5 protein-coding genes are annotated in these 13,835 nt (G+C 62.2%); 1 reads left to right on the forward strand and 4 read right to left on the reverse strand.

Annotation, left to right across the window (positions count from 1 at the left end; genetic code table 11):
- Together MOV74_RS02210 and MOV74_RS02215 are read right to left on the reverse strand one after the other, a co-directional pair.
- The coding region (locus tag MOV74_RS02210) for an S-layer family protein (protein WP_246917306.1) at positions 1–7,561 on the reverse strand (7,561 nt) is incomplete at its 3' end.
- A gap of 225 nt (positions 7,562–7,786) precedes the next feature.
- On the reverse strand, positions 7,787–8,269 hold the full coding sequence (locus MOV74_RS02215) for a hypothetical protein (protein WP_246917309.1): 483 nt from the start codon (positions 8,267–8,269) through the stop codon (positions 7,787–7,789).
- Between the two features lie 315 nt (positions 8,270–8,584).
- Between MOV74_RS02215 and MOV74_RS02220 the strand changes: the two genes are divergently transcribed.
- Complete coding sequence (locus MOV74_RS02220) at positions 8,585–9,685, forward strand: helix-turn-helix transcriptional regulator (RefSeq protein ID WP_246917312.1); 1,101 nt, start codon at positions 8,585–8,587, stop codon at positions 9,683–9,685.
- Positions 9,686–10,967: 1,282 nt separating this feature from the next.
- Here MOV74_RS02220 and MOV74_RS02225 read toward each other — a convergent pair.
- The gene (locus MOV74_RS02225) at positions 10,968–11,159 is read right to left on the reverse strand and encodes a hypothetical protein (RefSeq protein ID WP_246917315.1); all 192 of its coding nucleotides are present in this window, start codon (positions 11,157–11,159) and stop codon (positions 10,968–10,970) included.
- Positions 11,160–12,096: 937 nt separating this feature from the next.
- A complete protein-coding gene (gene opgC / locus MOV74_RS02230) occupies positions 12,097–13,533 on the reverse strand; it encodes an OpgC domain-containing protein (RefSeq protein ID WP_246917319.1) in 1,437 nt (478 codons plus the stop codon).
- Positions 13,534–13,835: the final 302 nt, after the last annotated feature.

Genomic DNA, 13,835 nt, shown 5'->3' on the forward strand with positions numbered 1-13,835 from the left:
GATAGGACAGTCGCGTGACCGCCTGCCCCAGGGCGTTGAGATCGCCGACGACGATGTCGTCGCCGCCGCGCCCCTCGAACTCGCTCTGACCGGCGGCGACGCCAGGTAGACCGGTCGAGCCGGTAAACCCGGCCGCATTGAACGTGTCGGCATAGTTGCTGCCGAGGATGCCCTCGACATTCGTCAGCAGGTCCGTTCCGACGCCCGCTCCGCTGACCGAGCCTCCCGCGAGATTGGCGGTGATGCCGCCGGTCGTATCGCCGTAATCGGTGCGATCGAAGCCCTGGCCGCCGTCCAGCAGATCGTTGCCGCCAAGGCCTTGCAGGACGTCGTTGCCGCCGAGGCCACTCAGGCTGTCGGCATAGACCGTGCCGACCAGCGTGTTCGGATTGGCGTCGCCGATCAGGTGAACGCCCGGGGCGAAGATGAAGTCGGCAGCCGTGAGGTTCGACAAAGTCACGTTCTGCAGCGTCAGGCTGTCGCCATTGCCGAAATTGATGAACGTGTTCGACCCCTGCTGCGAGGCGATCGCCTGGACGTCGGCGAGGTTGTAGATGCCCGCGCCCGAAAGGTCGATCTTGTCAGCTTGCCCGTGCGAGAAGTCGCCGATGAAATCGGCGCCGCCGCCGCTCACATACACGAACGTGTCGGCACCGGCGTTGCCGAGCAGATTGTCGGCACCGCTGCCTCCCTTCAGCGTATCGTTGAAGCCCGATCCGGACACGCCGTTCACGCCACCGGTGATGGTGTCATGCCCGACCGAGGCATCCCCACTGACGGTGCCGCCGGCAAGATCGACAACAACGCCGCCGGTTGCGTTGGCGAACAGCAGCTGCGTGCTGCCGTTGCCGGTGATGAGGTCGTTGCCGGCAAGACCCTGGAAGGAATTGAAGCCGACGAAGCCGGTCGCGTCGTACGCGTCGGCGAAATTGCTGCCATAGACGCTGTTGACGCCCGTGAAGCTGTCATGCCCGACCGATACGTCACCCGTTGCCGAGCCGGCGTTCAGGCTGACGGTGACGCCGCCGGTGGCATTCGTGAAGAGCAGCCGTGTACTGCTGTTGCCGGTGATCTGGTCATCGCCGCCGAGGCCTTCGAACTGGTTGAAATTGCCGAACGAGCCGGCATTGGCGCTGGCGGCGTTGAAGCCCGTCGCCACATAGGTGTCGGCATAGCCGGTGCCCTGAATGCCCTCGATCGAGCGCAGCGTATCCGTGCCGATCGAAGCGTCGCCGGTTGCCGTGCCCGCGGCCATGTCGACGTTCACACCGCTCGTGACCGTGCTGAGGCTGTTGTAGATGGCAACGTCGAAGCCGCCGCGGCCGTCGATGTAGTCGTCGCCGCCGAGACCGGTGAAGTTGTTGTTGAAGCTGCTGCCCAGCAGCGTGTCGGAGAACGTCGAGCCCTGTACCGCGTTGACGCCGGTGAAGCTGTCGGTGCCTTCGGTCGCGCCCGTGGCGCTGCCGGCCACCGTGACTGCATTGGTCGTCCCGATGACGCTGGTCTCGAGGTCGACGCTGACGCTCGAGGCCGCGATCTGGTAGTTCAGACGGGTGGAGCCGTTGCCGATGATGGTGTCGTCGCCGCCGGCGCCGGCGAAGTCGTTGAAGGTGCCGGAGGAGCCAACATTGGTCGCGCCGATCTGGCCAAACCCGGTCGCATCGAACGTATCGTCGAAATTGGTGCCGCGGGCGGCCTCGACGTTGCGAATCGTATCCGTGCCGACCGTCGCGTCGCCGTTCACAATGCCCGCGGCCAGGTGAACATAGATACCCGACGTGGTCGTCGTGTCCGAATTGTAGGTGACCTGGTCGTAGCCGCCGCGGCCATCGATATAGTCGTCGCCGCCGCGCCCCTCATAAGTCTCGTAGGTGAAGGCGGCATTGTCGCTGCCGTAGAACGTGTCGTTGGAGGCAGAACCCCAGACCGTCGAGACGTTGGAGAAGGTGTCGTGGCCGACGGAGGCGTCGCCATCCGCGGTCCCCGCCCCGATATCGATCGTGACCGCGCTGGTTGCTCCCAGATAGGACAGTCGCGTGACCGCCTGCCCCAGGGCGTTGAGATCGCCGACGACGATGTCGTCGCCGCCGCGCCCCTCGAACTCGCTCTGACCGGCGGCGACGCCAGGTAGACTGGTCGAGCCGGTAAACCCGGCCGCATTGAACGTGTCGGCATAGTTGCTGCCGAGGATGCCCTCGATGTTGACGAGCGTGTCCGTCCCGACGCCGGGTCCCGAGGCGGTGCCGGCCGCGAGGTTTACGGCGATGCCGCCCGTCGCATCCGTGTAGATGGCGCGGTCGAAGCCCAGACCGCCATCCAGGAAATCGCTGCCGCCGAGGCCCTGGAGACGGTCGTTGCCGCCGAGGCCGCTGATGGATTCGGCATTCGCGGTTCCGACGAGATCGTTCGGGTTGTCGTCGCCGACGATCGGCGCCGCCGGCGTGCCGAACAGGAAATCGCTCGCCGTCAGACTGCTCAGATTGACGTTCTGAAGCGTGAGGCCCTCGCCCGAATTGAACGTGACGACGGTATTGGGGCCGATCTGCGCCGCATGCGATTGCAGATCGGCAAGGCTGAAGATGCCGTACACACCGGTCAGATCGATCTTGTCCTGGCCATGGACGAAGTCCTGGATGAAGTCGAATCCGCCACCGGTCGCGTAGACGAAAGTGTCCGTGCCGGCGCCGCCGCTGAGGAAGTCGTTGCCGGCGCGACCATCCAGAGTGTCGTTACCGACGCTGCCGGAGAGGCTGTCGTTGCTGGCGCTGCCGATGATGGTGTCGTTGAAATTCGACCCCAGAACGTTGAACACGGCACCGGTGATGGTGTCGTGGCCGACCGAGCTGTCGCCGTCGGCCGTGCCTGCAGTGAGATTGACATTCACACCGCCAGTCGCGTTGCCAAACTGGATCTGCGTGTTTCCGTTGCCGCTGATGACGTCGTCGCCACCCTGCCCCTGGAATGAGTTGAAGTTCGCGTTGGGGCCGGTGAAGCCCGTTGCGTCATAGACATCGTTGAAATTGCCGCCCATCGCGCTGTTGACACCCGTGAAGGTATCGTGACCGGTCGAGCCGTTGCCGGTGGCAGTGCCGCCCGCGAGGTTGATGGTCACCCCGCTGGTCGCGTTGGCGAAGATGAGGCGCGTATTGCCGTTGCCGGTGATGGCATCGTCACCGCCGAGGCCTTCGAACTGGTTGAACGTGCCGTTGTTGCCGACATTGGCCCCGGTCACGCCGTAACCGGTGGCGTCGTAGGTGTCAGCAAAGTTGGTGCCCTGAATGCCCTCGATCGAACGAAGCGTATCCGTGCCGTTCGACGCATCTCCGGTGACGATACCGGCCGCCATATTGACGGTGATGCTTCCCGTGGTGAAGAAGATGTTGTTGTAGGATGCCACGTCGAAGCCGCCGCGGCCGTCGATATCATCGTTGCCGGCAAGGCCGGTGAAGGTGTCGTTGGTCGCGCCGCCGAGCAGGGTGTCGTCGAACATCGACGCCTGGACGGCGTTGACGCCGGTAAAGTGATCGGTGCCGACGGATGAATCGCCGGCGGCAATGCCGGTGACGAGGTCGACCTGGACTCCGGCCGTCGCGTTGTTGAAACCGAGCCGGGTAAAGCCGTTGCCGGTAATGGTGTCGTCGCCGCCATTGCCGGTGAACTCATTGAAAGTCCCGTTCGAGCCGGCGTTGACGCTGCCCGAGCCGAAACCTGCGGCATTGTAGGTATCGGCGAAGTTGGTGCCGCGGATCGCCTCGATCCCGCGCAGCGTGTCCGTCCCGACGGTTGAATCGCCGGTCACAGATCCGGCGGCGAGATTGACGGTAATGCCCGTCGTGGTGTTGGGATCGATGTTGTAGTCCACCCGGTCGAAGCCGCCGCGACCGTCGATATAGTCGTTGCCCGCAAGACCCGCATACACCTCCGCGGTGAACATCGGATTGTTGCTACCCAGAATCGTATCGTTGTAGGCGGAGCCCCATACGCCGTTGAAGCCGGACCCGACGAGGGTGTCGTGGCCCACCGATGCATCACCCTGCGCATAACCGGCTGCGAGATCCACCGTCACCGCCCCAGTGGCGCTGACATAGGAGACGCGCGTCAGCTCCGCCCCCTGGCTGTTGGTGTTGCTGATGATGGTGTCGTCGCCGCCTTTGCCTTCGAACTCGTTGTAGCCGACGGGGCTCCCCGGAACATGGGCATCGCCGGTGAAGCCGGCTCCGTTGAACGTATCGGCAAAGTCGCTGCCGATAGCCGCTTCGATGTTGACGAGCGTGTCCGTCCCTATGCCTGCGCCGGACGCCGTCCCCATTGCGAGGTTGATCGTGACGCCGCCGGTTGCGTCGGTATAGACGGCGCGGTCGAAGCCCGGGCCGCCGTCGAGGATATCGTCGCCGGAACCGCCGCTGAGATAGTCCTTGCCGGCTCCGCCAAACAGGATGTCGTTTCCGTCACCGCCGCTGAGACGATCGTTGCCGTCCTGGCCATCGATCAGATCGTTGCCGTTTCCGCCCGAAAGCACGTCATCGCCAAGCGAGCCGAACAAGGCGTTACCGACCGGGGTCAGCACGGCATCCTGGACCTGCTGGTCGAGGTTGTCGACGTAGAGCGTCGTGAGCTCAGTCACCGAATCCGGGTCGGAGAAGTCCGTCGCGGCCAATTGGTCGGCGGCCTCGCCCTGGGCGACCTGACCGGCCTGCGCCAATTCAGTGACGTTCGTGGCCGATTGAATGCTGTCGTTCGCGGCAGCAACGACCTCGATAACCGTCGCGGCAGCTGCAGTGCTGACGCCGGAGAGCGTGACAACGCTTAGAACGGTATCGGAAGACGCCAGATTGAAGGTCGGCGCGTTGGGAACGGTCTGAGACGCGGTAATCGCGCCTGCAATGGCTGTAATGACCGCGTCCGGCTCCACGCCGACCGCTGACACCTGCGCGACCGTGCTTTGGACCTGGATGGCCGCGGCAAGCACTGCCGTCGCCGTCGCATTGCCGGTCACGGCAGCGGGCACCGGATCGTACGACAGCAGGTCAATGGGGTTTTGGGGATCAGCGGCGAGATCGACGTTGAAAGCGGCCGCAATGGCGCTGATGGCCTGGTCCACGGTGAGGGGGGTCGCACCGTTTGCCGTGCTGTCGACCAGCGCGACGATCAACGTCGTCAGCGGCGTGATGACGGTCGATCCCTCCGGCGCCCTGAGCACGCCGGCGACCTGCAATCCCGTCGAGATGTCGACACCGCCGATACTCACGAGCGGACCGGACCCGCCCGCCAACGTAAAACTGCCGTCAGCTCGCGTCGTCGTGAACGCCTCGCCTGCGTCGAGTATTCCGTTGTTGTTGGCGTCGGCAAAAACGGTTGCGCCGCCGATATAGCCGTCGATATCAAGCGCGTTGATCTCGTTGGCACCGGGCGTCACGGCCAGCGAGAGCTCGGCCGAGCTCACCGCCTGATGAACGCCGTCGTCGGAAATCGCGGTGATTTTCAGTGTGATCGGATCGGGGCTGCCGACGGCATGGTTCGGAACCAGGACGACGTTCTGAATTGAGTCGCCCGTCACCAGCCAGGTGCCCTCTCCGATCGCCGCGCCATTCTGGACCGTAAAGCTCGACGGCACCCCCTCGATCTTCACCGACAAGGCGCTGCTTTGGTCGATCTTACTCGCCGCGATATGGAGGGTGATGTTTTGATCGGCGGCGCCCGATGAGTCCTGAACGCTCAGATGAGGCGCGTCCTGCGCGCCATGGATGTCAAAGCTGATGTTCTTGGTCGTGCCATCGACGGCCTTGACCGTGAAGGTCTCCGTCTTGACCTCGTTGGCGCCGAGATACTGAATTGCGGTGTTGTCGACCGAATAGCTGTAATGGCCATCGGCCAGCAGCGTCACCGTGCCGAGGTTCCCGGGTGCCGTGATCTGGCCCGCCTGAAACACCGCCTGATTCTGGTCGGCATCGCTGATCGCGAGCTGGCCAGATGCGGTGAGCTGACCATCTTCCGTGACATCGTGCTGGGTGAGACCGCCGATATCGGCGGCATCGTTGACGCCGTGAATCGTGAACGCCACGTCCTTGGTGGTGCCGTCCAGAGCCCTGACGGTGAAGACCTCATCGCGGGTCTCGCCCTGGCCGAGATATTGCACGAGATTGTTGGCGACCGAATAGCTGTAGGCGCCATTGGTGCCGATCGTCAGCGCCCCGAGATTGCCGGCCGCGGGGGTGACGGCGGTTTGGAATGAATTCTGATTCTGGTCGACATCGTTGATTGACAGCGTGCTCGACGCCGTCAGGACGCCGTCCTCGGTGACGTCGTGCTGGGCGGGATTACCGATCACGGCTGCGTCGTTGGTACCCGTGATGTTCACCACGATATCGCGGGTAGCGGTACCGTCGGCCGAGGCAACCGTCAGGGTGTCGGTGACCTGCTGTCCTGCGGCGAGCGGATTCGATTTCACGGGATCTAGCGTATAGGTCCAGGCGCCGGTCGCCGGATTGAATGTGAAATTGCCATAGGTGCCGGCCAGCGAGGCCGGAGCTGCGAAATGGTTTTGGCCATTGTCGACATCGTGCACCGCAAGCTGGCCCGACGCGCTGGGATCGCCGGCCACGGTCCCGGCCTCGGTCACCGAGATATCCTGGCTCCCGGACACCGTAATCGTGGCCGAGTCGTTGCTCCCGGTGATGGCCACGGTGAGCGTCGACGAGCCCGTTCCTCCGTGGTTGTCGGCATTCGTGTAGGTGAACTGCTCCGTCACCTGCTGGCCTGCGGCGAGCGCTTGCACGGACGCGCTGGAATTGTTGAGCGTGTAGGTGTAGGCGCCGGTCGCCTTGGTGACCGCCAGCGTTCCATAGGTGCCGACCACGGTGATCGTGGTGCCGTTGTCCGTGCCTCCCGCCACGGCCGACACGGTGTGGGTGTCGCCGGCATCGGCGTCCGTGTCGTTTGCGAGCAGACTGCCGCTGGCAACGGCCGTCACGTCCTCCTTGAGGGAGGCGATATCCGCGACTGCAACCGGCGCGTGATTGGTCGGGCCCTCGATGACGACCTCGACCTTTTCGATCGAGACGACGGCCAGATCGAAGCTGCTGAACGCGTAGTTTGCGCTGCCATATCGAGCGATAAGTGCCTGGATTGCCGCAAGATCGGACCTGAACGAAGCCGAGTTCGCGAACTCTTGCGTGACGACCAGGCGGAGCGAGTCCTGGCCCTTGCCGCCGTCGTAGATATCGACAGAATCCACGTTCTCCGAAACGCGATAGATCAGGATGTCGTTGCCATTGCCGCCGCTGACGATATCGGTGCCGGCGCCGCCATCGATGATATCGTCGCCGTTTTCGCCGGCGATCAGATCGTTGCCCGCCCCACCGAGCAGCGTATCGTTGCCGTTGCCGCCGAGGATGATGTCGTTGCCCGCACCGGCATTTACGCTGTCGTTGCCATTGCCGCCCTGAATGAGGTCATTGCCTCCCCCGGCGCCGACGGTATCGTTGCCATTCCTTGCATTGATGATGTCAGCCGAGCCGGTGCCGGTGATTTGATCGTTTGCATTGGTGCCGTTAATGATCATGGAAATTCATCTTTCTCGATATGGCAACAGTCATTGCTCGCGAGCGCGCGAAAGCGGCTTGCGTTGTGCGGATGGAGAAATCTTCAATCGTCGAAAGCGGAACGCGATATCGACGCGACGCGTGACGTCGTGCGGTCGCTCATGGTGAGCCCCCTCCCGTAACCTTCCCGATTTTTCAGGTTCGCCGTCAGCCCAACGGCGCGAGTTTGAAATGACGTGGTCTTGTTATTGTGCGACGCCTTGCGCCGTTGCTAGCGTCGCCTGAATTCTCGAAGTCGAAATTTCCGACCGTCGAAAAAACTTTTCTGAGAATTGCAAATTGTTTCCATTGTTGCGCGACTGCGTCAAGACAGCACAGCTGCTAACCTTAAGCCGGGTGTGAACTAAACGGTGCAGCTGCGAAAGCGCATGTCCCCGATCTGCGATCGGGCGCGATTTCAGCAAGCCGGAGGGGCGGTGCTCTGCCGGACTGCAGCACAACAAGAGCTGGAACGAAGCGATCGCCCTTGCCATGAGGCTCGACCCGACGAGATCGCCCAGGCTGCCGAGCAGATGAGCTACCACCGCTGATAGCAGCAGTTCAGGATTTGAGATTCGTCGCGCTGGATTACGTGCGACACTTTGACGCACCCAGATCTCCCCGCGGATCGACCTCGGGAGGAGAAAGCCAACACCGAAACTCATCTGGCTCGTGTAGAGCAACGTCATCTCGATTCCCGGAAGGAAGACTATTCCTCGTCCATGGAATAGCGCCGGCACGTTTTGACGCATGACCCGAATGGGTCATCCGGGCCCAGCTAGCCCCCCTCCCTCCGCCGGGACCATGCCGCTAGACTTTGGTCGAGCGCCATTTTTCAGGAAAAATAGGCAAGGGGGGGGCTTGCGTCGCGCCGCCTGCTCGCGAAGCATCACGGTCAGGGAAACGCGTCGGAAAGCCCCTAATGTCAGGGGGTGTCTACATGGCAATCAGCGCAAAGCGCGTTGGCTTGCAGCGATGACCAGCTCAGCGGAGGGGGACCGCTCGTGAAGGCCAATCAAATCGACGGCGAGGAACTGTCGAAGGTCCTCAATCGACTTGGCGAGGCCGCCGTGAATCCGGAAGCATGGCGCGCCGTCATGGATGACATCTGCAAGGCGGTCGGAGCGTCAGCAGCCCTGCTCCTTCAGAGCGATATCAGGACCCCGGACGTTCCACGCACGGAATCGATCGCCGAAGCGACCGACTTTTACTTCAGGAACAACTGGCAATTGAGGGACCCGCGCGCCAAGGGCTTTCCGCGCATGATGGCTGGTGAAGTCGTGACCGACCTCGATGTGATGACCCCGGAGCAGATCCGCGCCGATCCCATGTACAACGAGGTGCTGTTTCCATTCGGATACCGGTGGTTTGCCGGCATCGGCTTCTGGGCTGACAGCGCAGCGTGGGCATTGACGATCCAACGCACCGGCCGCGAAGGCGCATTCGAGGCGCGCGACAAGCAACTGCTTGCCCAATTGGCGCCCCGCCTGACCGAGACCGCCACGCTCGCGACAGCGATTGGACGGGCCGCGCTGACCTCGATGACCGACGTCCTCGACCGGGTTCGACAACCGGCATTGGTCCTCAATCGGGACGGAATGGTCCTGCGCACGAACGCGGTCGCAGACCGTGGATTCGACGATGAGATTCGCATCAGGGACCGGCGTCTCGTTCTCCGCGACAAGCAGGCGATGACGAAACTCGATCAGCTGATCAGCATGATCCGATCGACCCCCGACGCCGCCGCCATCCCCGCCTCTCCAATCCTTATCCGCCGGACGACAAAGCCACCGGTGGTCTTGCGCACATTGCCGGTGGACGGCGCGGCGCGCTCGGTCTTCCTCGGCGCGCGCGCCATGCTGATCCTGTCCAACCTCGTCCCGCGCGTGGCGCCGGATCCAGTACTGATTGGCCAGGCCTTCGATCTCACCCCGGCGGAATCCCGACTGACCGCGCTGCTGGCAACCGGCGCATCGCTCGCCAGCGCCGCCGAACACCTGCGCATCTCCCGCGAAACCGCCCGCAACCATCTCAAGTCGATCTTCTCGAAGACAGGAGCGCACCGCCAGTCGGAGCTGGTCACGCTGGTTTCGCAGTTGGGGTGAGCATTTGGTTTGTGCTCGCCGGCGGTCCCAAATTTCGCCTGAGCGCGAAAGAACCTCGACGTTTTCGGCCCTTCAGCTGAAGGGTGCGGCCTTAGTGGTTCGCGCTCCACTTTCATTTTCGGCTCCGAGCCGCCACGGACACGTTCATCAGCAAGATAAACAACGCGCTGGTCGCCTCATACCTCGCCACCACGCGTTTCCTCGCTCTTCCTCGCATGATGGCTTTCCGGTCGCGGGAGCCTATGGTCCACTCCCAGCTCCGCGAACGTTTGCGAATCTCGAGCTCGAAGAACGAGAAGTCGTCCAAGCCCACGACATTGTCTCCCAACGAGTTTGACGCCATTTCGGTGCTTAACGACCTGCCGGCACCTTGTCCGACACGGGCGCAAGAACGCCGCCGTGCAATGGATGGTCGCGGAAAGCGATATGCCATCCCCCTTTGGGTGCGCCTCCCCCAAATGGGCTAGGCCAGGAAAAAACAGTGGCAGGGGTCGGATCTGGGGTTAACCAAGGGTGTCAACGACGCCGAGCCTCGGCCAGCCGAGGAGTCACAGGCGCTGCCTCCTCCCATGCCACCGACCCTGACCTTGCGGACGGGCCGTTAACTTCAATTCCCTGGTTACAGGGAATTTTGCAGGGAAAAGTATCTGCCGCAGGGACGCGACCGGGCATGAAATGGCGAAATGAGCGCTGGAATCGTGTGTTTGCAGCGCGATGCATTAGATTCGGAACAGGGAAATTCCGTTGATGATCAGGGAATGTGTTCGCGCCAAGCAGGCAACATAGCACCCAATTTTCTCGCCCACGTCTCCTGCAGTCTCGTAAAACGAAATGTAGTCTTACTCTCCGGTTACAATTTTAAGATGGGACACGGTTCGCGAACGCTCGTCTGGGCCAGGAGCGCTCAGAGACTGCTGGTCCGCCGCATCGACGTCGCCTGCGTGGGCGCCACGCCGCCATCTCCCGTCGAGAGACCCAGCGTCTTAGCACCGAGTCGCCAGACCCGTCCTTGCGGTCCGATCGATCGACCGCGCGATAGCGCCTGTCCAACCTGGGAGCGCTTATAGTCGTCCGTGAATCAGGTTGACGTCTTTGCATTCGACGCTTCCGGGCTCTCTGAGCCTACTACAGGCGTCCACTCATCGAGAGGTTCATCCTGATCTCGCGAAGCCTCAAGCAAATCCGGTGCGAACGTTTTGAGCGATCACGCCCGCTGAAACTAAGTCAGGTTGGTGGCGTTGGCTTGAACCGCCGGTCTCAAGGAATTGTCATGCCTCCGACGTCAGACTCTGTCGTTGCTAGCCGACAGGCGCTCCCTTGGATCGTACTGGCGCTGGTCGCCGTCCTTGCTATTGGTGGGTTCTTTTGGACGCAGCGAAAGGTCGAAGCACTCCAGACGATGGCTGCCGCGCACCAGGACTTCGATGCCCAAGAGGTTAAGCAGGCGCTCACCACACTTCAGCAGACCGTTCAAGAGGTGCAGTCCGATCAGCGGAAGATTAGCGAGCAAGTAGACGGCCTTCGCCGAAAGCTGGCGTCAGAAGGAGGTGAGCACAAGCTTCTGTCCGATCAGCTGGGAGCGTTGAGCGCACGCGCGGACGGGCTGGCCTCCGCGAATGCGAACAGCAGCATCACGGCTGCCCCACAAGCGCCGACGAATAAACATCGGAATGCACGCGATGGCGCAAGATGACGGGGGCACCGCGGCTGATCAAGGATGGCGTGGGCCGGCTTGCCTTGTAGGCTGCTTTACCTCATGAGACCGCTCAGGCCTGTGTGGCGCTGCCCGCCGCCGCTACCAGGCATCGCTCGCACCTCATTCCCACGGGCCGAAGATATTTTTCCTTCGGCTCCTGCGAGGCGGGAACGTGTGGCACCGACATCCGATCAGGTCGGCGAAGCAGAAGTTGGCATGCACCGACGTCGATCTCGACGCTGGCCGATTGACGCTCAAAAGACCCACATTTGGCGCTGGCTTGCTTGCAACGCCAGAAGCCAACCATACCAGCCCACAAGCACGACGATAATCGCGGCGGAGATCACAAGGTATGGCAACTTGCTTTGGTTCATCGGCAGCTCAGCACTCTAATCAGGCTCGTTTAGGTCGAATGCGGCAACGGCATGCACCGATCGGAATCGATACTTTACGGCGAAGACGTCCGCGCCGAGATCACCAAGATCGATCTCTCCGGCGGACTTCTCCCGAAACCTCTGAAAGAGAGGCTGAATAGCCGTTCCAGCCTGAATGGCGACTGAACCGTACGATTTCCGTTGCTGAGACATTCCGCCTCACGCTGCGAAGAAACGCGATCCTTCACCTCCCGGACTTGGACATGCCTATAACAAAAGCGGACTTCTTGCTCTCTCTCAGAGCGGCTCGAGGTCTGCCGGAACTTTTCCGTGCCGATGTGTCAATAGCCATATTCCGCGGCTGGAATGGTCGCGGTTGCATTCCTGGCCGCCATTGCTGCAGGCTTCGGCGACGCCGCGATGACATCCGCCTTCGGCCGTACTAATCCGTCTGCGAGGCCGAACACCTGGTACACCGGGTGGGATTGCCTATCCGCGAACCCGCAATTGATGACGGGATTCCGGCCGCCGGCCCATCCGAGCTCGCGCAGTCCTCGGCGAAACGCCTCCAAGGGGCGCCAGCCAACGGTGCCCCAGGCGTCCGGCTGGACGCCCACGCCCGCAGCCAGAGCAACAGTCGGCTGCAGCCTGGGCGTGATCTTGACCAAGTTCAGCAGCGTCGCTGCCACGATCATCATGAGGATCCCGCCAACGCTGAGCGTGATCTGCATCGCAAGCCCTTCCGATATGTCGAGCAGCGCCAGGAGGCTAGCGAGCGTCAGCAGGACGCCGAGACAGAAGATTGGCAACGAGTGCCTGCCACAGAGGATGGCGCCGCGCATCACCGCTGTCGTCAATGCTTGCCGATTGGACGGCACGAACCATACCGCCACAACCGCTAGAGCCAAGAAATGCAATAGACGCAACGGATCGAGATTGGATTTGTCTGGCGGGTAAGCCAATTTGCTCAGCCCCTGCGGGATGAACGCTTCCAACGGCTTGATTCTCCAGCTCAATGCGATGACGAGGCTGAAGATCAGATAGAGCGCGGCAGGCACGAGCACCGTGCGAGACGTGAGCCAGGGGCGCACTCTTTCGCCCTCGATTATCATCCACGCACCAAGAACCGCCAATAGCTGCCAGGCCAGTGGATTGAAAGCCCAATGGCCGCTCGGCCACGCCGGCATGGACCAGCCGAACATTTGCACCAGCGCATAAAGCGCCAGCGAGGCGCCAAGCGTCACGTTCGGCATTCGGAGCAGCAACCACAGCAACGGCGCGAAAAAGAGGTGGAGAAGCACGAAGATCGGCAATACGTCGGTATTGACCGGACGGTATTGCAGGATCGCTGCGTGGGCGAGCGCCGAGCCCGGCTGGTCCAACAGAATGCGCGTATTGCTCTCATCAGCAAGACGGTCCCCGCCTGCGAGGTGAACCAAGATGGCGCAGGCGAGCGTCAGCAGCAGAAATGCGACATAGATGTCCCAACTTCGCCGCAGGGTCCGGCGGATCACGCTGGTCCACCCCTCGCAACTCCGTACTTTGCCGTAGGCCAGCGCGCAGGTAACTCCCGAGACGAACATGAACACTTCCGCGGCATCGCTGAAGCCGTAGTTCCGTGGCGTCAGCCAGCTTCCAATGTTATTGGGGACATGATCAAGAAAGATGCACCAGAGCGCGATGCCGCGGCAGGCATCAATGCGAAGGTCGCGGCTGTTGATGTTGAGCTCCGGCAGAGCGCCCGCAAATTGCTTCGGGGATGCGGTCCGATCCTGCATTGGCTTGCCTCGTCCAGGGTACGCGCAGGCTTCGAGAGGAACGATCGAGAGGAACCGAATGTCACAAAAAGAACGCTGCGAGATTCTGACAGCGCCGCAGTCCAGAATTGCTTCACACCGCCCCGGCCACGACAGCGATTGCGCCAATGATGGTATGGCCGCGCTGCGCACAACCCTCTGGTGGAGAGGCTGACTGTCGCCATCATCGTGCAAGCGCCGCAGCCTGTAAATCGGCCGGAGGTCGGTCCAGAGAGGTGCCTAGGTCCTATGACCAAGGTACCGTCCTGCCGTGCATTTGGCCT

This window comes from Bradyrhizobium sp. SHOUNA76, from assembly GCF_023006445.1.
Classification (GTDB): Bacteria; Pseudomonadota; Alphaproteobacteria; order Rhizobiales; family Xanthobacteraceae; genus Bradyrhizobium.

Excerpts from the sequence above, each read along its gene's own strand:
- MOV74_RS02215 (WP_246917309.1), bottom strand. The coding sequence starts at position 8,269 with ATGACGTTGCTCTACACGAGCCAGATGAGTTTCGGTGTTGGCTTTCTC.
- opgC (WP_246917319.1), bottom strand. The coding sequence starts at position 13,533 with ATGCAGGATCGGACCGCATCCCCGAAGCAATTTGCGGGCGCTCTGCCG.